Here is a 24,597-nt window from a genome sequence, read left to right as displayed (position 1 = left end):
GGGACGCCTTGCGCTCGCCGATTTGCTCAGTTTGGCGGAAAGCCGCTTCACATGCGGCTTTCAGGTCAATTTCATTGCGCCCGATAAGTATATGTATTTCATCTGCATGTTAGACCTAATTCATATTTTTCAAATATGAACATTCTCCTTATAATTTTCTCCAGACATCTAAAAAAACATTCGTGTGTGTGATTTTTTAAATTGATTTGGAGGCAAGGAAGAATGGAAAAAGACACTGAAGTGGCAATCATCGGCGCAGGCGCAGGAGGGCTGATCCTGGCGTTGAGCTTGCATCAGATCGGCGTGCGCTGCAGGGTATATGAAGCAGTTCCCGAAATCAGGGCGGTCGGCGCCGGCATCAACCTGATGCCGCACGCCGTGCGCGAACTCGACGAACTGGGCCTGGTGCCGGCGCTGGACAAAGTCGGTATCCGCACCAAGGATGCATCGTACTTCAACCAGTTCGGTCAGCATATCTACACCGAACCGGCGGGGGAGGCCGCAGGCTATCCGTGGCCGCAATTTTCGCTGCATCGCGGCGACATGCAAAAGGTTTTCCTGGATGCGGTCATCGAGCGTCTTGGTCCCGACAGCGTGGTCACCGGCCATCGCTGCATCAAGGTCGATCAGGACAGCAATGGTGTCACTATCCGGTTCGAAGGTGCGCAGGGCGAAGCGATCGCTCCGGTGCGCGCCGGCGTGGCGATCGGCTGCGACGGCATCAACTCGGTGGTGCGCAAGCAACTCTATCCTCAGGAAGGCGAGCCGATTTATTCGGGACTGACGATCTGGCGCGGCGTCACGCCCTTCAAGCCTTTCCTCAGCGGGGCCAATACCATTCGCGCCGGCTGGATGACGGTCGGCAAGCTGATGGTCTACCCGATCCGCAACAACATCGACGCCGAAGGCAACCAGTTGATGAACTGGGTGGCGACGCTGGAGCGTCCGCGTCCGGCGTCCTACGACTGGAACCGCGTCAGTTCGCTGGATGCCTTCTTCGAGCCGTACCGAGACTGGCATTTCGACTGGCTCGACGTGCCGGCGCTGTTGCAGAAGACCGATCCCGTACTGATCTTCCCGATGGTCGATCGCGATCCCCTGTCGACCTGGACCTCCGGCCGCATCACGCTGCTCGGCGATGCGGCGCATCCGATGTATCCGCGCGGCTCGAACGGTGCCGGCCAGGCCATCCTGGATGCACGTTACCTCGCAGGCTGCTTCAAGCGCAAGGGCGTGACGCTGGACGCGCTGAATGAATACGACGAAGTGCGCGTCCAGGCCACTTCAAAGGTGGTGCTGATGAACCGCGCCAATCCGCCTGACACGGTGTTGCGCGAAGTGTACGAACGCTCCGGCGGCAAGCGTTTCGACCATATCAACGACATCATTTCCGACAAGGAATTGCGCGAGATCGGCGATCGTTATCGCGCCGTCGCCGGCTTCGATATCGAAGCGCTGCGCAAGCGTCCGTCGTTCGTATAAGAGTGCGCGGGGCGGCGCTGCCCAGGCACGGCCGCACAGCAAGCATCAATAAAAAATTGAGGAGATTTTTCATGAATTCAGCAGGATTGCTGGTTCCGCCGCTGACGCCGTTCGGCGACGATCTGCAAGTCGATTATCCGGCGTTGCAGCGCGGCGTCGATTACGTGGTGCAGCGCTGCCGTCCGGAAATGGTGGTGGCCGCCGGCGTCGAGGTGCAGGAGTATCACTACCTGACGCTGGAGCAACGCAAGGAACTGATTCGCCATACCATCGAGTTCGTCGACGGCCGCGTGCCGACCGCTGTCGGCATTTCACATCCCTCGTTCAAGGTCGCCGTCGAGCTGGCGCATTATGCCCAAAAGCTGGGTGCGCAGGCGGTACAGTTGCTGGTGCCGTCGCGCCCGTTCGGCGGCGAGTCGACGCAGAGCGAGCAGCTTGCCTATTTCGAAGCCGTGTCGCGCGAGATCGGCCTGCCCATCGTGTTGTATATCAATGCCGGTCCGGGCGCCGACGTCTCGGTCGACGCCACCATCGAACTGGCCAGGCTCGATCGCGTGAAATACGTCAAGGAAAGTTCGCGCGATCTGTCGCGCGTGTCGCGCCTGATCATGGAGATCGATCGTGCCGGCCTGGCCAGGTACTACACCACCATGCAGATGCTGCTGATCACGTTGCAACTGGGCGGATCGGGCGGTACGCTGCCGCCGCCGGCGGCCGAACTGGGCTGCAAGCTGATCGAAGCATGGCAGGCTGGCGACCTGGCCGAAGCGACGCGTCTTCAGGCGCAGTTCGCGCTGTTCCCGGCGCGCTGGATGCGCCACGGTTTGTTGCCGGTGTCGAAGGCGGCGCTGAAGGCGGTCGGCGTCGACGCCGGCAATCCGTATCCGCCGTTCAAGCCGTTGCAAGGCCGCGATCTGGAAGAAATGACCGCGTGCCTGCATGCCACCGATCTGTTCAGCAAGGAGACATGATGCTCACCGTAAAACGACTTTCCATCGCCGAAAGCGTCATCCTGCTGGAGGGCGCTGCGCAGAAAGCACTCGAGATGAATATCCCGATGTGCATCGCCGTGACCGATGAAGCGGGCGACCTGATCCGCTTCGACCGCATGGACGGCGCCAAGATCAGCAGCATTTCGATCGCCATCGACAAGGCTTTCACGGCGGCGGCGGCGCGCAACGGCACGCATGTCTACAACCAGTTGTGCGTGCCGGGACAACCGACCTTCGGCATCCACATCACCAACGGCGGCCACTTCTGCGTGATCGGCGGCGGCCTGCCGGTGCGCGTGGACGGCCAGGTGGTCGGCGGCATCGGCATCAGCGCCGGCACCGCGATACAGGACCAGGAATGCGCGGAAGCGGCGCTGCATTATTTTTACGAGAAAACCGGCTACGCTGCATAGTTCAACCGGACGATCCGTCGCCGCGCATGGCGACGGGATGGAGGCAGCGTGCAGGAAACAATCAGGAGAAGACAATGTTTGGAAAATCGATTCTGTTCTCGGAGATGACGCCGGGCGCCGATTGGGTGACGGACTTTAATCATTGGTACGACACCGAGCATATTCCGGTGCGCATGGTGCTTGACGGGTTCCAGGGCGCGCAACGCTACAAGAGCGTCGATCGGGACAGCAACCTGGTGGTGTACGACATGGATTCGCAGGGCGCGTTGAAGACGCCCGGTTATCAGGTCGTCAAGAACCAGCCAAGCGAAAAGACGCGCTGGATGCTGCAGAACGTGACCGGCTTCACGCGCTATCTGGCGGACGAAATCGGCAATGCAGGCAAGCTGGACCAGCGCGCCGAGCAGGCGCCGGTATTGTTCACGGCGATGTTTACCGTACCGGAAGAGGAACTGGCGAATTTCGACGCGTGGTATGTCGAGGATCACATTCCCATCCTGCTGGAATGCACGGACTGGCTGGCCGTGCGGCGCTTCGCCGTCACCAGCGCCGAGCCGGGCACGTACAATCGGCTGGCGATCCATTACCTGAACAGCGATGCGGCCTTGTCGTCGCCGCAACGCGAGCGCGCCCGCAACACGCCGTGGCGCAACCGCATGGCCGCCAACGACTGGTTCAAGGAGGGTTACTACGCAACGTTCAATCGCCTGGGCCGACGTTTCGACGGCGCAGCGAAGTAGTGCAGCAAAAAATTTCGTCGACAAGCGTGGCCGTCAGACCAGACCGAAAATAGCGCGTTCGACATTGCAGGGGCAATCCGCATTTGCCCCGGACCCGGTTGCCGATCGGAAAAAATAAAACATGGCCACAAGGCCAGGCCGATCGCCAACGTGAAGTGTTTCAGGAGGAGACTTGATGAACAGGTTCCAAGAAAAGCTTATCGTCCAGGATGTGATCGACGCGCGCGGGGTGACGTCCTTCAGCATCACCGTGGCGGTACTGTGCGCCGTCGTGCTGTTCGCCGACGGTTTCAACACTCAGATCATCGGCTTCATCGCACCAGCGATCACCAAGGAGTGGGCGATCAACAAAGCCGCGTTGGGCATGGTGTTTTCCTCGGGTTTCGCCGGCTTGCTGGCGGGCCTGATCCTGCTCTCGCCGCTCCCTAACCGGATCGGGCCGACCAAGGTTGTGCTGCTGTGCACGGCGATGTTTTCGATTTGCACCATGCTGACCTTGCTGGCCGACAGCGTCGCCAGTCTGATGGTCTATCGTTTCATCACCGGCGTCGGACTGGGCGGAGCGATTCCCGGCGCGATCGCCTTGACCGGCGAATATGCGCCGCGCAAATATCGCGGCACCATCATGGTGTTGATGAATACCGGTTTCGCTTTCGGCGCGGTGGCCGGCGGTTCGCTGGCCAGCCTGATGCTCGTGCGTTACGGCTGGCGTCCGATTCTGTTCATCGGCGGCGTCATTCCTGCTCTTGCGCTTTTGCTGCTGATGCGTTACCTGCCGGAATCAATCAGTTTCTTGCTGGCGCGGCCGGACAAGCGCAAGAAGGTGGAAGCGATCCTGCGCCGCATCGATCCTGCTCGGACATCCCTGGCCGACAACGTGGCCGTGACTTATGGCAAGGCGACGCCGGTGAAGTACACCTCGACCGACATTTTCCGCGACAAGCGCTTATGGGGCACCGTGGCCATGTGGGGTGTGTTTTTCGTCACGCTGCTGGAGACGTTCTGCCTGCAAAGCTGGTTGCCGACCGTCCTGATCGACCAGGGATTCGGCGTGTCGGCCGCGACTGCGACCGGAACGCTGTTCAGCGCCAGCGGCATTGCCGCGGTGCTGATCGTCGGACCTTTTATCGATCGTTTCGGCCCGTACCGTGTAATGGGTTTGCTGTTCGTCATCGGCACCTTGTTCATTGCCGCGCTCGGCCCGGTCATGCAGCAGCCGGTCGGATTGATCTTCGCGGTCATCATGTTGGCAGGCTTTTGCGTGGGCAGTACGCAGAAAGCGGCGGCATCGCTGCCGGTGTATTTTTATCCGACCGACCTGTGCGCCGCCGGCGCGGGCTGGTCGTATGGCGTGGGACGGCTCGGCGCGATCGTCGGCCCTTACCTGATCGGCCTGGGCCTGCATAGCGGTCTGCCGATAACCACGCTCTTTTACATCGGCGCCTTGCCGATGCTGTTCGGGGCTTTTTGCGTGTTCAGTCTCGGTCGTTTGTCGCGCAAGTCGGGCCAGCGCAACAGCACCGTGGCGACGACCGGCAGCGCCGTACCCATATCGCACCGATCCTGACGACAGCGATCTGGCCGATGCGGCCGCTTGCACCGTAATTCAACTATTCATTGCCTCGATGTGAGTCCACGGTTTCTCGCCTGAGAAACCGCCGGATGCCGATTATCCGTATTTAACCAACCTTATTGGTATGTTGTTTTGTGGGAAGGAACGTCAAATGTTGGACTTGAAAGATCCCAACCTGCTGCGCCGGCAGGCATATATCGGCGGCCGCTGGTGCGCTGCCGACGCGACAGGGACGCTGGCGGTGACCGATCCCGCCAGCGGCGTGCAGATCGGCACCGTGCCCTTGATGGGACAGGCGGAAACGCGTCGCGCTATCGCGGCGGCCAATGCGGCCTGGCCTGCCTGGCGCAAGAAGACCGCGAAGGAACGCGGCGCCATCCTGCGCAAATGGAGCGACCTGATGCTGGAGCATGCCGATGACCTGGCAGCCATCATGACATGCGAACAGGGTAAGCCGCTGGCGGAAGCCAGGGGCGAAATTGCCTACGCCGCGTCGTTCGTCGACTGGTTCGCCGAAGAAGGCAAGCGCTGTTACGGCGACACCATTCCGTCGCCGTCACCCTCGTCGCGCATCGTCGTGACCAAGGAGCCGATCGGCGTTTGCGCCGCGATCACGCCGTGGAATTTCCCTGCGGCGATGATCACGCGCAAGGCGGCGCCCGCACTCGCGGCCGGCTGCACCATGGTGCTCAAACCGGCCGAGGCGACGCCGTTCTCCGCGCTTGCCCTGGCTGTGCTGGCCGAACGTGCAGGCGTGCCGGCGGGCGTGTTCAATGTCGTCACCGGTTCGCCGCGCGAGATCGGCGCGGAGCTGACGTCCAATCCTGTCGTGCGCAAGCTGAGCTTCACCGGCTCGACGGAGGTCGGACGTTTGCTGATGCAGCAATGCGCGCCAACCATCAAGAAGCTTTCGCTCGAACTTGGAGGCAACGCGCCGTTCATCGTGTTCGATGACGCCGACCTCGATGCGGCGGCGGACGGCGCCATGATCTCCAAATATCGCAACGGCGGGCAGACGTGCGTCTGCGCCAATCGCTTGTACGTGCAGGAGGGCGTGTACGAAGCCTTTGCGGAAAAACTGGTGGCGCGCGTGCGCCGGATCAAGGTCGGCGACGGCCGCGAGGACGGCGTGACGCAAGGGCCGCTGATCGACGACAAGGCGGTTGCCAAGGTGGAAGCGCATATCGCCGACGCCGTCGCCAAGGGGGCGCGCGTGCTCACCGGCGGCAAGCGGCATGCGCACGGCGGCAATTTCTTCGAGCCGACCGTGCTGGCCGATGCCACCGCCGAGATGCGCGTGGCGGCGGAAGAAACCTTTGGTCCGCTGGCGCCCTTGTTCCGCTTCAAGACAGAGGAAGACGTGCTGGCAATGGCCAATGCCACCGAGTTCGGCCTGGCCAGCTACTTCTACGCGCGCGACATCGGTCGCGTATGGCGCGTCGCGGAAGGACTGGAAAGCGGCATGGTCGGCATCAACACCGGCCTGATTTCCAATGAAGTGGCGCCGTTCGGCGGCGTCAAGCAGTCGGGCCTGGGGCGGGAGGGATCGCACTACGGCATCGACGACTACCTGGTCATCAAGTATCTGTGCATGGGCGGGTAGCGGCAGTCGGCGGCATTTTTCGGGCATGCATTCCACAACAAAATCAAACCTTATAAAGAGACAACGGGACATGAAAACTACAAACAGGAAACTTGGCGTATTGGCGAAATACGCTCTCATCTGCGGCGCCTGCGCGGCGCCATGCGCGGTCATGGCGCAGACCCAGCCCGGCGTGAAGCTGTACGGACTGGTCGACGTCTATATGGGCTCGGTCAAGCGTAGCGACCAGAACGCCGCGACTTCCTCGGTCAACGGCGGCGGCACCTATACCTCTTACTGGGGCATCAGCGGCGAGGAAAATCTGGGCGGCTCGTTCAAGGCGCTATTCGTGCTGGAAAGCTTCTTCCAGCCGGACACCGGCGCCATCGGACGCAATGCGACCGATCCGTTCATGTCGAAGAATTCGTTTGTGGGTTTGTCGGGATCGCTCGGCGAAATCACTACCGGCCGCTATACCATTCCGCTGCTCAAGGCGACGGCCTCCACCAATCCGTTCGGCGCGTCGCTGCAACTTTCTCCGCTGATGCTGCAGACCTGGATTCCGACCTATGGCCGCGATGTCGTCGGCGACAGCGTATGGAACAACGCGGTGCGGTACGTCACGCCGGAGGCGGGTGGATTCCGGGGCACGGCCTTGTTGTCGCTTGGCGAAGATCCGAACACCAACGGCAAGAACAACCGCAGTCTTTCCGCCAACTACCGTTCCGGACCGCTGACTGCCGTGCTGCTGAACCAGTCGGCCAAGACCGGCCCGGGTTTCCCGACAGGCGTGACGCAGCAGACTACCTGGATGGGCGGCGCCACGTACAACCTCAAGGTGGTCAAGCTCTACGGCACCTTCTACAAAACCGACACCACCGGCACCAACGTCAGCGACAAGACAGGGCAGCTCGGCGTGTCGATCCCGGTCGGCGCCGCCGGCAAGATATCGGCATCGTGGGCCAACAGCCGGATCGTGACGCAAGGGCAGCCTCATGTGACGCGCAACGATTATGCCGCAGGTTACGAATATGCCTTGTCGCGCCGCACCTCCCTGTACAGCATCTACCTGATGGACAAGCTCAGCAGCAAGGGCGGCGCCGGCACCATTGCGTTCGGCATCCGGCATTTGTTCTGAACGTCTCGCGCCATGCCGCCGAGTGTTTTGCGGCGGCAGGCTTCCCTGGTGCCGGTGTTAAGATCGCGACAGCGTCGATCAGGACGCTGTTCTATCCGATATGAATCGATATGAATCAGGCACATCATGGAATTGAGACATTTGCGTTATTTCGTCGCCGTTGCCGAAGAAGAGCATGTGACGCGCGCGGCGTCCCGGCTCGGCATCCAGCAACCGCCGCTGAGCCAGCAAATCCAGGCGCTCGAAGATGAACTGGGCGTCAAGCTGTTCGCACGCTCGGCGCGCACGGTGCGTCTGAATGCGACCGGAAAATTCTTCCTCAGCGAAGCGCGCAAGATTCTGGCAATGTCCGAACAGGCCATCGAACGCGTCAGGCGTTTCGATCTCGGCGAAGAGGGCCGGCTGCGCATCGGCTTCACCAGCTCGTCGTCGATGCACGACGCCACGCCCAGCCTGATCCGCGCATTTCGTGCCGCTTACCCGTTGATCGTGGTCGAAATCGATGAAGGCGCCACGCACGATTTGTTGTGCGAACTGGAGCAGGAACATCTGGACATTGCATTCATCCGGTCGGAGGTGACGCGCTATCCGACGCTGGCCAGCAAATGCTTCCAGGAAGAACAAATGGTGGTGGCACTGCCGTCCGACCATCCGCTGACGGCAGACAAGCGCGAAACGCTGACGCTGCTCGATTTGCGCGACGAACCCTTCATCCTGTATCGGCAGATCAATGGATCAGGCATCGCCAACATCGTCCTGGATGCGTGCAGCCATGCCGGTTTTTCACCCAGGGTAGTGGGGCAGCCCTCGCGTCTGATGAGCGCGTTGCACTTGGTGGCGACCGGGCTCGGCATTTCCGTGATGCCGAAATCGATGGCGCAGTTCCAGAATGCCGCGGTCACCTACAAGCTGCTCGATTCCACCGGCAACTTGCGCGTGCCCCTCAACATCGCTTACCGCAAATCGGCCGACGCCTTGCCTCTGATGCGCTTCCTCGAACTGGTCGACGAGGAGCGCTGGAAACATTCCGCCGCGTGATCTGGAACGCAGCTCACGCCTATTGACGAAATGAGTTCTAGTAAATGCCGCGCGTCTTGAACGGCTGATATTGGTACAACCAGGTCTCCGACAGCGTTTCGTCCTTGTAGCGCAGGTACAGCCGCAGGTCGACCGGATCGTCGCCATCGACGGCGAGGTCGAATTGCGCGCGCCAGTGGCCGGCGACGCCGTCGGGCACCGCTTCGGTGAAGACGTAAGAAAACTTGCCGCGCGATGTCGACAGCACGGCTTCCGGCAATTCGCCCATCGCCAGTTTCTCCAGCGGTGCGCCTTTGAACTCAACCATGAACTTGCGCACGTTTTGCGGACGCGGCTGGCCGGGCACGCCGCCATTGCCCAGGCGCGTCGCGATGCAGCGCGCCAGCGGCGTCTGGAACGGTTCATCCTTCAGCCAGTGCAGGTGGTAGCGCAGGCGATAGCTGTCGCCTGCCGCGGCCTTGGCTTTCGGTACCCACATGGCGACGATGTTGTCGTGGATTTCGTCGTCGGTCGGAATTTCGATCAGTTGCACCGAACCTTCGCCCCAGCCGTCCAGCGGTTCGACCCACAGGCTCGGGCGCCGCTCGTAATGCACGCCGTCCTGGTAGTGGTCGAAATTGCGGTCGCGCTGCAGCAGGCCGAAGCCGCGCGGATTGTCGTCGCTGAATGCCGAGGCGGTGATGCGCGCCGGGTTGTTGAGCGGACGCCAGATGTGTTCGCCGTTGCCGCGCCACATCGCCAGGCCGTCGGAGTCATGCACTTCGGGACGCCAGTCGGCGCCGACGCCTTTGACGGCTTCGGAAAACCACATCATGGAGGTGGCCGGCGCAATGCCGAGGCGGCCGATATCCCGGCGCAGGAACAGCGCACACTCGACTTCCATGAGCACGCCCGCCACACCGTCCGGATCGCGCCGCATGGTGAACTTGTAGGCGCCGGCGATGCTCGGGCCGTCCAGCATGGCGTACACCACGACGCTGTCGCTCTTGCCGGCCGGCGCTTCGAAATAGAAGTGCGTGAAGTCGGGGAATTCTTCCGCCTTGCCCGGCTGCGCCACATCGATGGCGATGCCGCGCGCCGACAAACCGTATTGGTAGAGGTCGCCGATGGCGCGGAAATACGACGCGCCGAGGAAGGCGACCCAGTCGTTCTTGCGCCAGTCGAGTCTGGCCTGGTCGCCGAAGCGGCTTTCCTGGAAGCGGAATCCGGCAAAACCGCTGCCGCGCGGCAGCTTGCGGGCGGGGCTGTCGGGCGGCATGTCGAAATAACTTTCGTCGTAGAGGATTTCGCGCGCCCTGGCGTTGCCGCTAGTGCCTTCCAGCGCGTACATGTGCACCGGCGCCGGGAAGAAGCGGCCGAGAGGGAAGAAGGTCGCGGGGAATTGTCCGGGACCGTCGGCGAACAATGCGTGGTCGGTATTGGCTTTGATCTTGCCGAGGGCTTCGTAGTCGATTTTCTCAAGGACATCGAGAGGCGGTTTGATCTGCGCCTTGTAGGGCTTCTGCGCCGCAGCGCGCGCTTGCGCGATCAGCGTGTCGAACGAGAACGGCGCGGCGTTGCCCAGCTTGATGCGATTGGCGGCGAGCGCTTCGGGAGGAATGCCCAGTGCGGCGAAAACGGCAGTGGCGGCGGTCGCGGAGGCGGAACTCAGGAAGGTGCGTCGATTGATCATAGGCAATGAGATGTCGGACTGTCAATTCGGCCGGAATGGCGCGGGTGGAGCAGAAGCATCGCGGTCTGCGTTTGCGAGGATGTGCGGCAAGACGGAAATGCCCGCAACCGATGGCATTGCCTGGAAAAGGCATGGAAAGCACCGGCTTTATAAAGAGTCTCATTGCGCGGCTTGGTTCCTGCTTCTCTTGTGTTTTCTGTGGACTGATCGAAATTAATTGAGTAAAATGCGCCGGTCATTGGGGAGTAGTCGCCTTCCGCCCTGAGGAGGGGTTTGCATCAACATACTTGGTCCACAGACCATGGTGCAAGCGGTCCTAAAGCTTGACAAGACCTTTGACCACGTTGCCTCCGGAATGGCCGGGGAGAGGCGTGGTCATTGTTTTTTGTCCGGCCATGGAGACCCCAATTGGATGCATTTCTCATTTCCACAGGTATCGTTGCTCTTGCCGAAATCGGCGACAAGACACAACTCCTCGCTTTCATTCTCGCTGCAAAATTCCGCAAGCCGGTGCCCATCATTCTTGGCGTCCTGGTGTCGACCATCGCCAATCATGCTTTTGCGGGTGCGTTGGGCGCATGGATTACGTCGCTGGTTTCTCCCGGAACCATGCGTTGGGTGCTGGGCCTGTCCTTCATCGGCATGGCGATCTGGACGCTGATTCCCGACAAGTTCGACGAGAGCGAAGCGAAGTTCGGCCGCTTCGGCGTATTCGGCACGACCGTGATCGCTTTCTTCCTCGCGGAGATGGGCGACAAGACGCAGGTGGCGACAGTTGCGCTGGCCGCGCAATACCATGCTTTCCTGCCCGTGGTGGCGGGCACGACGTTGGGCATGATGATAGCCAACGTGCCCGCCGTACTGTTGGGCGACCGCATCGCCAACCGGATTCCCGTGCGTATCGTACATGGCATCGCTGCGTTGATCTTCGCGATCCTGGGCGTGGCGACCTTGCTGGGCGCGGGAAAATCGCTGGGTTATTGAGGTCTGCTGAGGTGAAATGCGCGCAGGACGCACAATAAAAACGGCCTGCGCTTTTCTTCAATCTGCAGAATCGTGTCGTTCTTTCTTTTGAATGAACTCTATTTTGTATCCATCCGGATCCGTCACAAATGCGATGACGGTCTTGCCGTGCTTCATTGGTCCTGCTTCTCGGGTAACTGTGCCGCCTTTCTTTTTAACGGCATCGCAAGCGGCATAAGCATCGTCTACTTCAATAGCGATATGGCCATACCCGGTACCCAGGTCGTAGGACTCGGTATCCCAGTTATGCGTCAACTCTAAAACGGTATGATCACTTTCTTGGCCGTAGCCGACGAAGGCAAGCGTAAATTTTCCGTCGGGATAATCATTCTTCCGCAGCAACGTCATGCCCAAGACGTTCGTATAAAAATCAATTGAACGATCCAAATTTCCGACGCGCAGCATCGTATGTAACATTCTCATCTGGCTACTCCTTCCTATGGCCTATGGCTATTGTTGCTCGACGCACATTATCTTACATTTACGAGAGCGTCACCTGATCGCGATTGACGTCTTCTTATCATCCTGTCACCGAGCTTCGCGAAGCAACAAACCTGTCCATTCCTGTCCATTCGTGCGGAACAAATATGGACAACAATAAAACAGCCAAGCCTTTGGTTTTTCAACGCTAAACCATGCCCGCATTCGCGATATTTGCGGGGGCATGGGGTTGCAAGATCGAACTCATTGAAAGAAAAGACTGAAGTGATTTCATCCTGCCGGACGACGCAGCACCCGGCACATCCGGCAGGATGAAATACAGCGGGATCAGAAAATCGGCAGAGTCTCGGGCGCGCTCTCGCGCAACGCCCGTTTGGCGGTTTCGAACTCCGGGAAGATCGATTGCACCGTCGCCCAGAAGCGCGGACTGTGGTTCATTTCGCGCAGGTGGGACAACTCGTGCGCGATGACATAGTCGATCAGCGGCAACGCAAAATGCATCAGGCGCCAGTTCAGGCGGATGCGGCCGTCGGCGGTGCATGAACCCCATTGCGTGGTGGCCGACGACAGCGCAAACGACTGATAGGTCACGCCCAGTTTTTCGGCATACACCGGCAGGCGCGCCGCGAAGGTTTCCTTGGCGCGGGCCTGCAGCCAGCCTTGCACGCGATCCTTCAATTGCTGCTCGCCGGCATCGGCGGGCAAGCCCACGGTCAATTCCAGCGATGCTTCATCGTAGGCGATGCCGGCGGCCTGACGGGCGCGGATGCGCAGCGTGATGTCCTGGCCTAGGTAGGGCAGCGTCGCACCGTCGCACCATTGCATCTGCGGCTGCAGGCGACGCGCCGAGCGTTCGCGGCGTTCATTGAGCTTGGTGAAAATCCAGCGCTGCTTTTCGCGGATGGCGTTTTCGATTTCGCCCAGCGTGACCCATTTCGGCGCGGTGATGCGCAGGCCTTCATCGCTGATCAGGAAACCGATGGAGCGGCGCTTGGAGCGCAGCAGGGAGTAGTCGAGATGATGCTCCTCGAGCTGGATGCGGCGTTTGCCGTCGGCGGGACGGCCGATAGGCGGCGACATCGGCGGAAACGGCGTCTGTTGCGTCAATTCCGGCGCCGGTGGCTGTTCCTGCAAAAGCGAGGGCGGTGGGTTGTCCTGCGTCGTCTCTGGCGGCGTCGGGGTGAAGAAATCCAGTTGCAGCGTAAGCTGGTTGGGATCTGGCTGAGAGTGACGAAGCAGTTTCAATGTGTTGGGGCCGATGGTGTCAGTTCTTTGTCTTGTCAGCGGCGGCGTAAACCGCCGGAGAAATTACGCGCATCTCGGATTCTATCCAATTTTCGACGCGTTGGCTTAATTGTGCCGCATCCAGGCCTTCCGGCGAGATCGGCTTGCCGATGGACACGGTAATGAGACCCGGGGTTTTGATGAACGAACCTTTGGGCCAGCACTCTCCGGAATTCACTGCGATCGGCACCACCAGCGTGTTGGTTTCCACCGCCAGGCGCGGACCGCCGTATTTATATTTGCCGGCTTTGCCGACCGGCATGCGCGTGCCTTCCGGGAACATGATCACCCACTGGCCGTCGGCCAGGCGTTTGCGGCCATGTTCGACCACTTGGGCGAAAGCATCGCGGCCTTTGCTGCGGTCGATAGGAATCATGCGCAGCAGACCGATGCCCCAGCCGAAGAAGGGGATGTAGATCAGTTCTTTCTTGAACACGAACACCAGCGGCCGCGGCATGCCGATCACGTAGAAAATCGTTTCCCATGCCGACTGATGCTTGGACAGCAGGACCACCGGCGCATCCGGGAGGTTCTCCATGCCGCGCACCTCATAGCGGATGCCGCAGATGACGCGCGCAGCCCACAGCACGGCGACATTCCAGCGCGAGGTCAGGTAATAGCGCGTGGCGTAAGGAAACGGAGCGAACAGGATGCAGGCCATCGACCAGACGATCGTGACGACCGCCATGAAAAGCGCAAACAGGGCGGAACGCAAAAACAGGTTGATACGCAAAATGCAGTCTCCCTTATGAGATCTGTGAACCTCAGACAACTTCAGACCGATACTTCGACCGGTGCTTTTAAAATGAAATCGACCACGCCGGCGAGATCGGGATAAACCAGCGTGCCGGGCGGCAAGCCGCCTTTTTCAAGCGTCTTTTCGCCTTTGCCGGTCAGCACCAGATAAGGCGCGCAACCGGCGACAAAGCCGGCTTGCAGGTCGCGCAGCGAGTCGCCCACGGTGATGACGCCGCCGCGCAGGCTGATGCCGAAACGCCGGGAGATTTCGTTGAACATGCCGGGCTTGGGTTTGCGGCAATCGCAATTGTCGTCGGCGGCGTGCGGGCAGAAGAATACCGCATCGATGTCGGCGCCGACTTGTTGCGCGGCGTTGTGCATCTTCTGATGGATGGCGTTGAGCATCATCATGTCGAACAGGCCGCGGCCGACGCCCGACTGGTTGGTGGCGACGACCACGCGATAACCGGCCTGGTTGAGGCGGGCGATCGCTTCCAGCGAACCCTTGATCGGGATCCACTCCGCCGGCGACTTGATGAACGCTTCCGAGTCGTGATTGATCACGCCATCGCGGTCCAGAATGATCAGTTTCATTTTCTTCTTGCCCGTCCCTTGAGCATCGATAAATGTTATGCGGCCAACTTGGAAATGTCCGCGACCTGGTTGAGCATCTGATGCAGTTCGGCCAGCAATGCCTGGCGGTTGTTGCGCAACTGCTCGTCTTCGGCATTGACCATGACATCGTTGAAGAAGCCGTCGACGTTCTGCCGCAACTGCGCCAGCGCCTTCAAGGCGCCGCTGAAATTGCCCTGCGCATACGCCGCATCCACCTGCGGCTTCAGCAGCAGCATGGCCGAATACAGCGCCTGTTCGGCGGTTTCGCGCAGCAGGCCGTTCTGCACCGGGCCGGTCACGTTACCCTCGATCTTCTTCAGGATGTTGGTGATGCGCTTGTTGGCGGCGGCCAGCGCATCGGCTTCCGGCAGGGCGGCAAAGGCTTGCACCGCATCGAGGCGTTCGATGATGTTGTCCAGCACTTCAGGCTGTTGGGCGACCACGGCTTCGACCTCGTTCTGCGCATAGTTGCGTTCGCGCAGCAGGCCGCGCAGGCGGTCGTAAAGGAAGGCGCTGACGTCGGCGCCCGGATCCTTGAAGTTGCTGTTGCCGGCGAACAGTGCGGCGGCTTCCTTCAGCAACACCGGGATAGCCAGCGGCAAGCGCTTTTCCACCAGCATGCGCAGCACGCCCAATGCATGGCGGCGCAGTGCGAACGGATCCTTGTCGCCGGTCGGCTGCAGGCCGATGCCCCAGATGCCGACCAATGTTTCGAGCTTGTCGGCCAGCGCCACGGCGGTGCCGGTTGCCGAGACCGGCAAGGCGTCGCCGGCAAAGCGCGGCTGGTAATGCTCGGACGCGGCCAGCGCGACCTCATCCGGCTCGCCGTCATGGCGCGCGTAATACGTTCCCATGATGCCTTGCAGTTCCGGGAATTCGCCGACCATGTCGGTCAGCAAGTCGGTTTTGGCCAGCAGCGCGCCGCGCTCGGCCAGCGCGACATCGTTGCCCAGCAGTTTGGCGATGGCGCCGGCCAGCGCCTTGACGCGTTCGGTGCGCTGCAACTGGTTGCCGAGCTTGTTGTGGTACACCACATTGGCCAGCAGCGGGACACGCTCGGCCAGCGATTTCTTTTTGTCCTGCTCGAAGAAAAACTTGGCGTCCGACAGGCGCGGACGCACCACGCGCTCGTTGCCCTGGATGATGTGCCGCGGATCGGCCGTCTCCAGGTTCGAGACGATCAGGAAACGCGAGCGCAGCTTGCCGTTGGCGTCGGTCAGCGCAAAATATTTCTGGTTGGTCTGCATGGTCAGGATCAGGCATTCCTGCGGCACCGCGAGGAACTGATCGTCGAACTTGCATTCATAGACCACCGGCCACTCCACCAGCGCAGTGACTTCGTCGAGCAGCGCTTCAGGCATCAGCACCTTGTCGCCGCCGGCCTTGCCGAGCAGGTCGAGACGGATCTTTTCCTTGCGCTCGTTGAAACCGGGGATGACCTTGCCCTTGCTGATCAGGGTTTCGACATAAGTTTCAGGCGAATCGATGGAGATCGCGCCTTGCGACAGGAAACGATGGCCCTGGGTGATCTTGTCGGCGTCCAGGCCGAGGATGTTGAGCGGCACGACGTCCTTGCCGTGCAGCGCGATCAGGCGATGCGCCGGGCGCACGAAATGCACGGTGTCGCCGGCGGCGCGGCCGTGCTGGCGTTGATAACTCATCACCTTCGGAATCGGCAGCTTGGCGACGGCTTCTTCCAGTGCGGCCTGCAAACCGGTCGGCAGCGCCGTTCCCTTGGCAGTGTAGTTGTAGAAGTAACTTTCGGCCTTGCCGTCCTGCGCGCGCTCCAACTGATCGGGCGTGATGACCGGCACACCGGTTTGTGCGGCGAGCGCGGCCAGCTTCTTCACCAGCGGTGCCGATGGACGGCCTTCGGCATCAAGCGCGACGGCGACCGGCAGGACTTTTTCGCGGATCGCCTTGTCCAGCGAGGTGGCGCGCACCTTGCTGATCGAGACCGCCAGGCGGCGCGGCGTGGCGTAAGCGGTGGCGGTCGCGCCCTCGTCGAGGAAGTCGCGCGATTTCAGGCCGTTGAAAATACCGTTGGCGAATGCATCGCCGAGCTTGGCGAGCACCTTCGGCGGCAATTCTTCGGTCAGGAGTTCTACTAAAAGTGTCTGAGTCATTTTCTGTTTTCTAGCTTGTCTGGCGCAGCGCCGGCTGCCGGCGTCGCGCGAACCATTCAATACTACTTGCTACCGGGAGCGGCCGGCTTCAGGCAACCTGGCGTACATCACCCAGCATCGGGAAGCCGAGGCGCTCGCGCGAGTCGAAATACGCCTGCGCCACCGCGCGCGACAGGTTGCGGATGCGGCCGATGTAGGCGGCCCGTTCGGTCACCGAAATCGCGCCGCGCGCGTCCAGCAGGTTGAAGGTGTGCGCCGCCTTCAGGATCATTTCGTAGGCCGGCAGCGCCAGCGGCACTTCCAACAGGCGCTTGGCTTCCGCTTCGTAATTGCCGAACAGCGAGAACAGGAAGTCGGTATTCGAATACTCGAAGTTGAAGGTCGATTGCTCGACTTCGTTCTGATGGAACACATCGCCATAGGTCAGCTTCTTCTTGACGCCGTTCTCGACCCATTCGGTCCAGACCAGGTCATAGACGTTTTCCACGCCTTGCAGGTACATCGCCAGGCGTTCGATGCCGTAGGTGATTTCGCCGAGCACCGGCTTGCAGTCGAGGCCGCCGACTTGCTGGAAGTAAGTGAATTGCGTCACTTCCATGCCGTTGAGCCAGACTTCCCAGCCCAGGCCCCAGGCGCCCAGCGTCGGGTTTTCCCAGTCGTCTTCGACAAAGCGCACGTCGTTTTGCCGGAGATCCAGGCCCAGCGCTTCGAGCGAACCGAGGTACAGATCGAGGATATTTTCAGGCGCCGGCTTCAGCACCACCTGATATTGGTAGTAGTGCTGCATGCGATTCGGGTTTTCGCCATAGCGGCCGTCCTTGGGCCGGCGCGACGGCTGCACGTAGGCGGCGCGCCAGGGCTCCGGGCCGATCGCGCGCAGGAAGGTGGCGGTATGCGAGGTGCCTGCGCCGACTTCCATGTCGTAAGGCTGGAGCAATGCGCAACCTTGCGCATCCCAATATTCTTGCAGCTTGAGAATGATCTGTTGAAATGTGAGCATCTTTTTGTGTTGCCGGAAATGTGGGCAAGGAATTGCTAAAACCCTGAATTTTAGCGGTTTTTGCGGGGCTTATGCGGCCCATTCAGGGGAAACGGAAAGGAAAATCGCCGGAAACCGGCAGAAGTTCATTCTTTGGCGCCCTTGCGGCGCGACAACAGCCATGCCGCCGCCAATGCGGCCGCGGTCAGCGCCAGCATCAGCTTGTTGCCGAGCAGGATATAGGGTGTCTGGCCCTGGTAGCCCTGCACCGATGCGCTCAGCATATTGCGCGTGTAGGGCTGCAATTCCGACTCCAACTGGCCTTTGGGGCCGATCACCGCCGTTGCGCCGGTATTGGTGGAGCGCAGCATCGGGCGGCCGGTTTCCAGCGTGCGCATCTGCGAAATCTGCAAGTGTTGCGGCAGGGCGATGGAGTTGCCGAACCAGGCGATGTTCGACAGGTTCAGCAGGATGCTGGCTTGCGGCTGGCCGGCGTAATAAGCGCCGCCGAGCTGGGCCGCGATCTCTTCGCCGAACAGATCCTCATAGCAGATATTCGGCATGATCCATTGCTGCCGGACCTCGAACGGCATCTGCAAAGGCTTGCCGCGCGTCATGTCGCCCAGCGGGATGCTCATCATGTCGACGAACCAGTGGAAACCGAACGGGATGAATTCTCCGAACGGCACCAGATGGTGTTTGTCATAGCGATACGGCGTCCTGGCGGTGGCCGGATCGGGCGAAAACCCGATCACGCTGTTGGCGTACAGGCCGGGACCGTCGGACAGCGGGATGCCCAGCGCCAGATGGCTGCCCGAAGTCTGCACGAAGCGGATCAGGCGCGCCAGGTAATCCGGCGGCAATTGTTGCGGCAGCAGCGGCACTGCGGTTTCCGGCGTGGCGATCAGATCGGTCGGAGCGCTGCGGATCATCTCGTCGTACATCATCAATGACGACAGCAGCGCGTCATTGGAAAACTTCATCTCCTGCGGGATATTTCCCTGCAGCAAACGCACCGTGATCGGCCGCCCGGCTGCATGCGTCCAGTCGATCGCATGCAGCGCCACGCCGGCCCCTGCCAGCGCCACGGCCAGCACTGCCGGCAATGCGCGCGGTCCGGTGCGCAGACTCAGCATCGCCAGCGCGCCGGCGACGGCGGCGGCAATCCAGGCGATGCCGTAGACGCCGACCAGCGGCGCATAGCCCGCGAACGGACCGACGCTATGGGCATAGCCCGAGGTCAGCCACGGAAAACCGGTAAAAATCCAGCCGCGCGCCCATTCCGTCAGCGCCCACAGTGCCGGCAGCACCAGCAGCAGCAAGACGGTTGGCGACATCGGCCGGCGCCGCCTGAGCCAACTGGCGATGCCGGTGCTCAGCGCCGCATAGATGCCGAGGTAAGCCGCCAGCAAACCGACGGCCAGCGCCGCCATCCATGCCGCCATGCCGCCGTAGTCGTGCATGCTGATATACAGCCAGTGCACGCCGCAAGCCGCCCAGCCGAAGCCGTACAGCCAGCCGGTCAAGGCATTGCGTTTGAGCGAATCGCCGCGCGCCACCTGGCGGAACAGCCACGCCAGCGTCAGGATCTGGATCGGCCAGATATTGAAAGGCGCAAACGCCAGCACGTTGGCGACGCCTGCCAGTACAGCAAACAGCGGCGTCCAGCGCGAGGCGGTCGACGTCGGCAATGCGGCCGCATCGGCCGCAATCGTCGTCGAGTTTTCAGTGGCGAAGGGAGAGGGACGGTTCACGCGGGAAGACTATTGTTCTTCCCCGGCCGCCGACGTCTCCGGCAGCTTTTCCACCAGCAGCACGTGCGCCTGGCGGGCGTCTGCACGCAGCACTTCGAAGTGCATGCCGGCGATGTCGAACTCGTCGCCCTTGCGCGGCACGCGGCCGAGATGGTTGGCGACCAGGCCGCCGATGGTGTCGGCGTCTTCGTCGGAAAAATCGGTTTCCAGCGTTTCGTTGAACTGGGCCACTTCGGTCAGCCCCTTGATGCGCCAGCGCGGGCCGTTGGCGCCGTCCTTGATGGCGAGGATGTTGTCTTCTTCCTCGTCGAAATCGTATTCGTCTTCGATGTCGCCGACGATCTGTTCGAGCACGTCTTCAATCGTGATCAGGCCGGCCACGCCGCCGTATTCGTCGACCACGATGGCCATATGGTTGCGATTGGCGCGGAAGTCGCGCAGCAGCACGTTGAGGCGTTTCGATTCGGGGATGAACACCGCCGGGCGCAGCATGTCGCGCACATCGAACGATTCTTCGGCGTAGTAGCGCAGCAGATCTTTCGCCAGCAGCACGCCGACCACCTTGTCGCGCTCGCCTTCCACCGCCGGAAAACGCGAATGTGAGGTCGACAGCACCTCGGGCATCCAGGTTTCGATCGGCTTGCTGATATCGATGGTATCCATTTGCGAACGCGGCACCATGATGTCGCGTACGGCCAGGTCGGACACCTGGAACACGCCTTCGATCATCGACAGCGCATCGGCGTCAATCAGGTTGCGTTCGTGGGCGTCGTGCAGGACTTCGAGCAACTCGGCTCGGTTTTCGGGTTCGGGGGAGATGAGAGCGGTGAGACGTTCAAACAGAGAACGGTGGGGTTTAGCGTCAAGAGATTTGACGCCACTAGAGTGATCTTGCATATGGCGTGAGCCGTGGGTCCGACGTTGTTTCGACGGGCATAGGATACAACAAATATATGACAAATCAGCTAAAACCCGATTTCATGCCTGTACGCATGGCAAATGCGCCGACCCGTGTGTCGTAAATTGCAACAGTTTCCCGATGGACAGACATGTCCGCGGCATGCGCATGCCGCGGACATGTCGAAAGAAACGAAGATTACTTCTTCATTTCATCCTTGCCCATGCCATCTTTGGCCATGCCGTCATTGGCCATGGAATCCTTGTTCATGGAATCTTTCTTCACGTGTTTCTTTTTCGTGCCGTCCTTGTGCATGCTGTCCTTGGACATGGAATCCTTGGACATATCGTCCTTTGCCATCGTATCGGCGGCATAGGCGCCCGAAACGGCAGCCATCATCAGACAGGCGAACAGGGTAGAGAGTGCTTTTTTCATGTGGATCTCCTAGAAATTAAAAAATTGGCAAAGCGCCATGAACCGGCGGAACCCTTAGCAATCCGCTAAGCGCCGCCGAACCAGTTGTACCCCTGGTCTTCCCAGTAACCGCCGGGGTAAGTGTTGGTTACTTCGATCGAAACGATGTGCTTCGGATTCTTGTAGCCCAGCTTGGTCGGCATGCGCAGCTTCATCGGGAAGCCGTACTTCGGCGGCAGGATGTCGCCGTCGTAAGTCAGCGTCAGTTGCGTCTGCGGATGCAGCGCCGTGGGCATATCGATGCTGGTGTAGTAGTCGTCGGCGCAGCGGAAGGCGATGTACTTCGCGCTCAGATCCGCGCCGACATGTCGGAGAAAGCCGGCGAAGGGCACGCCGCCCCAGCGTCCGATGGCGCTCCAACCCTCGACGCAGATATGGCGCGTGATCTGTTCGACTTGCGGCAGGCGGCGCAGCGCGGGCAATGTCCACGGCCGCCTGTTGTCGATCAGTCCCTTGAGTTCAAGGCGATACGCGTCGCCGTCGACCTCGGTGATCTCATCTTCGCCATAAAAGGCGTTGAACGGAAAAGGCCGGGTGATCATCGATGCCGGATAAGTTGGCGCCAGCTTGTCCGGGTCGAACAGCCATCCCTGCACGCCGTCATTCATGCGCGAGATCCTGGTCAGCATGCGATTGACCGAGGCGTTGTCGGTGATGTCGCAGCCGGTCAGCAGCGCCAGGCCGCCCAGCGTCAGCGCGCGCTTGCCGAACAGGCGGCGCGACGGCATGGACAGTTCCAGCGCGCGACGGGCGTCCTTGACGATCAGTTCGCTGTCGAGCGAGGCCGGAAGCCGGTTGGGTTTCTTGATCATGGCAGGCTCCTCAACGTCCGCGCAGCATGGCCAGCAAGGTGCGCGGCACCATCGCCACCATCGCGACATGCACGGCAATGAACAGCACCAGAAAACTCATGGCGAAAAAATGCACGACGCGCGCGTTGTCGTAACCGCCCATCACCTCCCGCAGGAAGGGCAGTTGCACCGATTTCCAGATCGCCAGGCCGGACAGCACGATCAGCGCCAGATCGGCAATGACGGACAGGTAGGCCAGCTTTTGCACGGCGTTGTAGTCGGCCAGGGAGGCATGTTGCAACCTGCCTTTGAGCGCCAGCAGCATGTCCCGCGCCACTTCCTTCGGTCGCAGCGGGAAGAATTTGCGCCGCGCGCGTCCGGTCAGCAGATTCAGCGCGAGATACGCCAGGCCATTGAGCGCCAGCAGCCACATCGCGGCGAAATGCCATTGCAGCGCGCCGCCCAGCCAGCCGCCCAGCGTCCACTCCCGGGGAAAGGAAAAAGGGAAAATCGGCGACGCGTTATATATGCGCCAGCCGCTCAGGATCATGATGACGACCGACAGGGCATTGATCCAATGCGTGATGCGCAGCCACAGCGGATGGATCGTCGCTGTCGGAATGGCGGGGGCGGCGGTGTTCAAGTTCGTCTCCTCAAGGCATGAAAATGTTGATTCATGCTGCTTGGTCGGGCGGGGACAGGATTTCTTACAGGGATATTGAAAAAATAAAAAACGGCGATGACGATGCGCTAAGGAGCAAGCAGCGCAGTCACATCGATCTGCAAGACATTCGCCAGTTTTTCAATGTTGTCGAGCGACACGTTCCGGCTGCCGTTTTCAATCTGCGACAAAAAGGTCTGGGACAGATCGGCGCCGGCCGACAACTCATCCTGCGAGAGGCCCCGGGCCAGTCGCCACCGGCGTAAGTTCCGGGCGAGGCGTGTGCGGGCGGTGGGAGTGTCCTGATGGCTGGTCATTGATAAACCTGAATTCAGCAAATTGTAAGAAATCGCGTCCGGAACCGACAAATCATAAAGACGCCGGAGACTCGTCTACAATTCCGCAACGGGAGCGAATTTCATGAATTGCAAGGAAGCACATCGCGTCTTGTGCGACGCCCAAGACCGCAAGTTGTCATTTGTGAGGAGGCTGGCATTGCGCTGGCATTTGAGCATTTGCGACCATTGCACGCGCTTTAACCGCCAGCTCGGCTTTCTGCGTACGGCGGTGAAACGTTATCGCGACGGCGAATAGCGTCCGCAGGGCGTTCTGCGGCGCATGCCGGATCCGATGGCGGCGCCGCCGCTTTAGCGGCGGTCCGCGTAAGGATCGCCGAAGCCCAGTCCAGCCAGAATTTCCGTTTCCAGCGCTTCCATCTCGACGGCTTCTTCTTCGTCCTCATGATCGTAGCCTTGCGCATGCAACACGCCATGCACGATCAGATGCGCCGCGTGCTCGGACAGCGGCTTCTTTTGTTCTTTTGCTTCCTTTTCCAGCACGTCGGTGCACAGGATGATGTCGGCCTGCGTCGCTTCGCTGTCTTTGCCTTCTTCGTTATAGGCAAACGTCAGCACGTTGGTGGCGTAATCCTTTTCGCGGTAATCGCGGTTCAGCGTCCGGCCCTCTTCGGCGTCGACGAAGCGGATCGTCAGTTCCGCCGGCGCGAACAGCGCGGCCTGGATCCAGCGCCGGATCAGCGTGCGCGGCACGCTTTCCTTCAGGCGCGGATCGGCGTACTGGACGGAGAGGGTCAGCTTATTTTTTTGCATGGCGCGGCTTGGCGGACTGGGTCACGCCCTGGCTGAGGCGTTTGACGGCGTTGCTGGAAGTGACGTGCGAATTGCCGGCGGGCGAGACGGCTTCATAGGCGTCGACGATGCGCGCCACCAGCGGATGACGCACCACGTCGCTGCTGGTGAAGCGCGAGAACGCAATGCCCCGCACGTCAGGCAGCACGGTAAGCGCATCGATCAGGCCGCTCTTCTGGCCATGGTGCAAGTCGATCTGGGTGACGTCGCCGGTGACCACCGCCTTGCTGCCGAAACCGATGCGCGTCAGGAACATCTTCATCTGTTCCGGCGTGGTGTTCTGCGCTTCATCCAGGATGATGAAAGCATGGTTCAGCGTGCGCCCGCGCATATAGGCCAGCGGCGCGATTTCGATTGCCTGCTTCTCGAACAGCTTCTGCGTGCGATCGAAACCGAGCAGGTCGTACAGCGCGTCGTACAACGGACGCAGGTAAGGATCGACCTTCTGCGCCAGGTCGCCCGGCAAAAATCCCAGGCGCTCGCCGGCTTCCACCGCCGGGCGCGTCAGCACGATGCGCTGCACGGCGTCGCGTTCCAGCGCATCGACGGCGCAGGCCACCGCCAGATAGGTCTTGCCGGTGCCGGCCGGGCCGACGCCGAAGGTGATGTCGTGTTCGAGGATGGCGTGCAGGTACTGGCTCTGGTGCGGCGTGCGGCCGCGCAGGTCGTGCTTGCGCGTTTTCAGTATCGGGCTTTCGATTTCGGTCTTGTCTTTATTGTCGATTGCCACTTCCGCCTGGTTCAGCTCGGCGTCGATGGTCGCGGTGGCGCGCTGTTCGACCAGCGCCAGTTGGATGTCTTCCACCGACACCGGTTTGTCGGCCAGGGAGTAGAAACGATCGAGGATGTCCACCGCGCGTTCGGCGTTGCCGCCGCTGGCGATGAACTTCTCGCCGCGACGGAAGATCGTCACGTCGAGGGCGGACGAGATTTGCCGCAGGTTCTCATCCAGCGGCCCGCACAGATGCGCCAGGCGCTTGTTGTCGAGCGGTTCCGGGATGAAGTAGTGAGGCTGGCTGGGTGATTTTTTCAATC

At 60.9% G+C, this 24,597-nt stretch carries 25 protein-coding genes and 1 riboswitch; of the genes, 10 read left to right on the top strand and 15 right to left on the bottom strand.

What is annotated here, in order from left to right:
• The first annotated feature begins 222 nt into the window (after positions 1-222).
• From RV1423_RS09860 to RV1423_RS09825, 8 genes are all read left to right on the top strand, one after another.
• Positions 223-1,482, top strand: coding sequence for a flavin-dependent oxidoreductase (locus RV1423_RS09860; protein ID WP_034295909.1), 1,260 nt, complete (start codon positions 223-225; stop codon positions 1,480-1,482).
• Between the two features lie 71 nt (positions 1,483-1,553).
• The gene (locus tag RV1423_RS09855) at positions 1,554-2,453 is read left to right on the top strand and encodes a dihydrodipicolinate synthase family protein (RefSeq protein ID WP_034295908.1); all 900 of its coding nucleotides are present in this window, start codon (positions 1,554-1,556) and stop codon (positions 2,451-2,453) included.
• The gene (locus RV1423_RS09850) at positions 2,450-2,887 is read left to right on the top strand and encodes a heme-binding protein (RefSeq protein ID WP_231502147.1); all 438 of its coding nucleotides are present in this window, start codon (positions 2,450-2,452) and stop codon (positions 2,885-2,887) included. The genes RV1423_RS09855 and RV1423_RS09850 overlap by 4 nt, the downstream gene beginning before the upstream one ends.
• A gap of 74 nt (positions 2,888-2,961) precedes the next feature.
• A complete protein-coding gene (locus tag RV1423_RS09845) occupies positions 2,962-3,627 on the top strand; it encodes a DUF4286 family protein (protein ID WP_034295902.1) in 666 nt (221 codons plus the stop codon).
• 175 nt (positions 3,628-3,802) lie between these two features.
• Positions 3,803-5,194 (top strand): MFS transporter, encoded by a 1,392-nt coding sequence (locus tag RV1423_RS09840; protein WP_034295900.1) that lies wholly within the window; start codon positions 3,803-3,805, stop codon positions 5,192-5,194.
• Positions 5,195-5,351: 157 nt separating this feature from the next.
• Entirely contained in the window at positions 5,352-6,803 is a 1,452-nt protein-coding gene (gabD, locus tag RV1423_RS09835; RefSeq protein ID WP_034295899.1) for an NADP-dependent succinate-semialdehyde dehydrogenase, read from the top strand.
• A 70-nt stretch (positions 6,804-6,873) separates the two neighbouring features.
• Entirely contained in the window at positions 6,874-7,920 is a 1,047-nt protein-coding gene (locus RV1423_RS09830) for a porin (RefSeq protein WP_197034912.1), read from the top strand.
• A 126-nt stretch (positions 7,921-8,046) separates the two neighbouring features.
• Entirely contained in the window at positions 8,047-8,958 is a 912-nt protein-coding gene (locus RV1423_RS09825) for a LysR family transcriptional regulator (protein ID WP_051516592.1), read from the top strand.
• A 37-nt stretch (positions 8,959-8,995) separates the two neighbouring features.
• On the opposite strand, the gene RV1423_RS09820 is transcribed toward RV1423_RS09825, so the two are convergent.
• Positions 8,996-10,630 carry a glucan biosynthesis protein gene (locus tag RV1423_RS09820; protein ID WP_034295894.1) on the bottom strand — a complete coding sequence of 545 codons (1,635 nt, stop codon included), beginning with the start codon at positions 10,628-10,630 and terminating at the stop codon, positions 8,996-8,998.
• Positions 10,631-10,858: 228 nt separating this feature from the next.
• Positions 10,859-11,034, top strand: a riboswitch (yybP-ykoY riboswitch).
• Between the two features lie 4 nt (positions 11,035-11,038).
• Here RV1423_RS09820 and RV1423_RS09815 point away from each other — a divergent pair.
• Positions 11,039-11,614, top strand: coding sequence for a TMEM165/GDT1 family protein (locus tag RV1423_RS09815; RefSeq protein ID WP_034295892.1), 576 nt, complete (start codon positions 11,039-11,041; stop codon positions 11,612-11,614).
• 57 nt (positions 11,615-11,671) lie between these two features.
• Here RV1423_RS09815 and gloA read toward each other — a convergent pair whose 3' ends face one another.
• The 12 genes from gloA to RV1423_RS09755 all read right to left on the bottom strand — a co-directional run bounded on the left by gloA (position 11,672) and on the right by RV1423_RS09755 (position 22,731).
• Entirely contained in the window at positions 11,672-12,076 is a 405-nt protein-coding gene (gene gloA, locus RV1423_RS09810; RefSeq protein ID WP_034295891.1) for a lactoylglutathione lyase, read from the bottom strand.
• 345 nt (positions 12,077-12,421) lie between these two features.
• The gene (locus RV1423_RS09805) at positions 12,422-13,339 is read right to left on the bottom strand and encodes a M48 family metallopeptidase (RefSeq protein ID WP_034295889.1); all 918 of its coding nucleotides are present in this window, start codon (positions 13,337-13,339) and stop codon (positions 12,422-12,424) included.
• A 19-nt stretch (positions 13,340-13,358) separates the two neighbouring features.
• On the bottom strand, positions 13,359-14,111 hold the full coding sequence (locus tag RV1423_RS09800; protein ID WP_231502145.1) for a 1-acyl-sn-glycerol-3-phosphate acyltransferase: 753 nt from the start codon (positions 14,109-14,111) through the stop codon (positions 13,359-13,361).
• A gap of 41 nt (positions 14,112-14,152) precedes the next feature.
• Positions 14,153-14,740, bottom strand: a complete 588-nt coding sequence (gene gmhB / locus RV1423_RS09795) for a D-glycero-beta-D-manno-heptose 1,7-bisphosphate 7-phosphatase (RefSeq protein WP_373419955.1) — start codon at positions 14,738-14,740, stop codon at positions 14,153-14,155.
• A gap of 5 nt (positions 14,741-14,745) precedes the next feature.
• Positions 14,746-16,857: a glycine--tRNA ligase subunit beta gene (gene glyS, locus RV1423_RS09790; protein WP_034295887.1), complete on the bottom strand. Its 2,112-nt coding sequence runs from the start codon at positions 16,855-16,857 to the stop codon at positions 14,746-14,748.
• Between the two features lie 88 nt (positions 16,858-16,945).
• Positions 16,946-17,857 (bottom strand): glycine--tRNA ligase subunit alpha, encoded by a 912-nt coding sequence (glyQ, locus tag RV1423_RS09785; protein ID WP_034295885.1) that lies wholly within the window; start codon positions 17,855-17,857, stop codon positions 16,946-16,948.
• Positions 17,858-17,982: 125 nt separating this feature from the next.
• Positions 17,983-19,590 carry an apolipoprotein N-acyltransferase gene (gene lnt, locus RV1423_RS09780; RefSeq protein ID WP_373419954.1) on the bottom strand — a complete coding sequence of 536 codons (1,608 nt, stop codon included), beginning with the start codon at positions 19,588-19,590 and terminating at the stop codon, positions 17,983-17,985.
• Between the two features lie 9 nt (positions 19,591-19,599).
• Positions 19,600-20,487: an HlyC/CorC family transporter gene (locus RV1423_RS09775; RefSeq protein WP_034295881.1), complete on the bottom strand. Its 888-nt coding sequence runs from the start codon at positions 20,485-20,487 to the stop codon at positions 19,600-19,602.
• 199 nt (positions 20,488-20,686) lie between these two features.
• Positions 20,687-20,923 carry a pentapeptide MXKDX repeat protein gene (locus RV1423_RS09770; protein WP_034295879.1) on the bottom strand — a complete coding sequence of 79 codons (237 nt, stop codon included), beginning with the start codon at positions 20,921-20,923 and terminating at the stop codon, positions 20,687-20,689.
• 65 nt (positions 20,924-20,988) lie between these two features.
• Positions 20,989-21,774: a molybdopterin-dependent oxidoreductase gene (locus RV1423_RS09765; protein WP_081768764.1), complete on the bottom strand. Its 786-nt coding sequence runs from the start codon at positions 21,772-21,774 to the stop codon at positions 20,989-20,991.
• Positions 21,775-21,784: 10 nt separating this feature from the next.
• The gene (locus RV1423_RS09760) at positions 21,785-22,396 is read right to left on the bottom strand and encodes a cytochrome b/b6 domain-containing protein (protein WP_034295876.1); all 612 of its coding nucleotides are present in this window, start codon (positions 22,394-22,396) and stop codon (positions 21,785-21,787) included.
• 107 nt (positions 22,397-22,503) lie between these two features.
• Positions 22,504-22,731, bottom strand: a complete 228-nt coding sequence (locus RV1423_RS09755; RefSeq protein WP_034295874.1) for a helix-turn-helix domain-containing protein — start codon at positions 22,729-22,731, stop codon at positions 22,504-22,506.
• Positions 22,732-22,834: 103 nt separating this feature from the next.
• On the opposite strand from RV1423_RS09755, the gene RV1423_RS30935 reads away from it, so the two are divergent.
• Complete coding sequence (locus tag RV1423_RS30935; protein ID WP_034295871.1) at positions 22,835-23,008, top strand: zf-HC2 domain-containing protein; 174 nt, start codon at positions 22,835-22,837, stop codon at positions 23,006-23,008.
• Positions 23,009-23,061: 53 nt separating this feature from the next.
• On the opposite strand, the gene ybeY is transcribed toward RV1423_RS30935, so the two are convergent.
• Together ybeY and RV1423_RS09740 are read right to left on the bottom strand one after the other, a co-directional pair.
• Entirely contained in the window at positions 23,062-23,523 is a 462-nt protein-coding gene (ybeY, locus tag RV1423_RS09745; protein ID WP_034295869.1) for an rRNA maturation RNase YbeY, read from the bottom strand.
• Positions 23,510-24,595: a PhoH family protein gene (locus tag RV1423_RS09740; RefSeq protein WP_034295867.1), complete on the bottom strand. Its 1,086-nt coding sequence runs from the start codon at positions 24,593-24,595 to the stop codon at positions 23,510-23,512. The genes ybeY and RV1423_RS09740 overlap by 14 nt, the downstream gene beginning before the upstream one ends.
• Positions 24,596-24,597: the final 2 nt, after the last annotated feature.

The organism is Herbaspirillum sp. RV1423 (genome assembly GCF_000577615.1).
Taxonomy (GTDB): Bacteria; Pseudomonadota; Gammaproteobacteria; order Burkholderiales; family Burkholderiaceae_D; genus Herbaspirillum.
This window is presented reverse-complemented; position numbering and strand designations above follow the sequence as displayed.

Excerpts from the sequence above, each read along its gene's own strand:
- RV1423_RS09825 (WP_051516592.1), top strand. The coding sequence starts at position 8,047 with ATGGAATTGAGACATTTGCGTTATTTCGTCGCCGTTGCCGAAGAAGAG.
- RV1423_RS09765 (WP_081768764.1), bottom strand. The coding sequence starts at position 21,774 with ATGATCAAGAAACCCAACCGGCTTCCGGCCTCGCTCGACAGCGAACTG.
- RV1423_RS30935 (WP_034295871.1), top strand. The coding sequence starts at position 22,835 with ATGAATTGCAAGGAAGCACATCGCGTCTTGTGCGACGCCCAAGACCGC.
- RV1423_RS09850 (WP_231502147.1), top strand. The coding sequence starts at position 2,450 with ATGATGCTCACCGTAAAACGACTTTCCATCGCCGAAAGCGTCATCCTG.
- RV1423_RS09770 (WP_034295879.1), bottom strand. The coding sequence starts at position 20,923 with ATGAAAAAAGCACTCTCTACCCTGTTCGCCTGTCTGATGATGGCTGCC.
- RV1423_RS09855 (WP_034295908.1), top strand. The coding sequence starts at position 1,554 with ATGAATTCAGCAGGATTGCTGGTTCCGCCGCTGACGCCGTTCGGCGAC.
- RV1423_RS09860 (WP_034295909.1), top strand. The coding sequence starts at position 223 with ATGGAAAAAGACACTGAAGTGGCAATCATCGGCGCAGGCGCAGGAGGG.
- RV1423_RS09840 (WP_034295900.1), top strand. The coding sequence starts at position 3,803 with ATGAACAGGTTCCAAGAAAAGCTTATCGTCCAGGATGTGATCGACGCG.
- glyS (WP_034295887.1), bottom strand. The coding sequence starts at position 16,857 with ATGACTCAGACACTTTTAGTAGAACTCCTGACCGAAGAATTGCCGCCG.
- RV1423_RS09845 (WP_034295902.1), top strand. The coding sequence starts at position 2,962 with ATGTTTGGAAAATCGATTCTGTTCTCGGAGATGACGCCGGGCGCCGAT.
- ybeY (WP_034295869.1), bottom strand. The coding sequence starts at position 23,523 with ATGCAAAAAAATAAGCTGACCCTCTCCGTCCAGTACGCCGATCCGCGC.
- RV1423_RS09830 (WP_197034912.1), top strand. The coding sequence starts at position 6,874 with ATGAAAACTACAAACAGGAAACTTGGCGTATTGGCGAAATACGCTCTC.
- gabD (WP_034295899.1), top strand. The coding sequence starts at position 5,352 with ATGTTGGACTTGAAAGATCCCAACCTGCTGCGCCGGCAGGCATATATC.
- RV1423_RS09755 (WP_034295874.1), bottom strand. The coding sequence starts at position 22,731 with ATGACCAGCCATCAGGACACTCCCACCGCCCGCACACGCCTCGCCCGG.
- RV1423_RS09775 (WP_034295881.1), bottom strand. The coding sequence starts at position 20,487 with ATGCAAGATCACTCTAGTGGCGTCAAATCTCTTGACGCTAAACCCCAC.
- RV1423_RS09820 (WP_034295894.1), bottom strand. The coding sequence starts at position 10,630 with ATGATCAATCGACGCACCTTCCTGAGTTCCGCCTCCGCGACCGCCGCC.
- gloA (WP_034295891.1), bottom strand. The coding sequence starts at position 12,076 with ATGAGAATGTTACATACGATGCTGCGCGTCGGAAATTTGGATCGTTCA.
- glyQ (WP_034295885.1), bottom strand. The coding sequence starts at position 17,857 with ATGCTCACATTTCAACAGATCATTCTCAAGCTGCAAGAATATTGGGAT.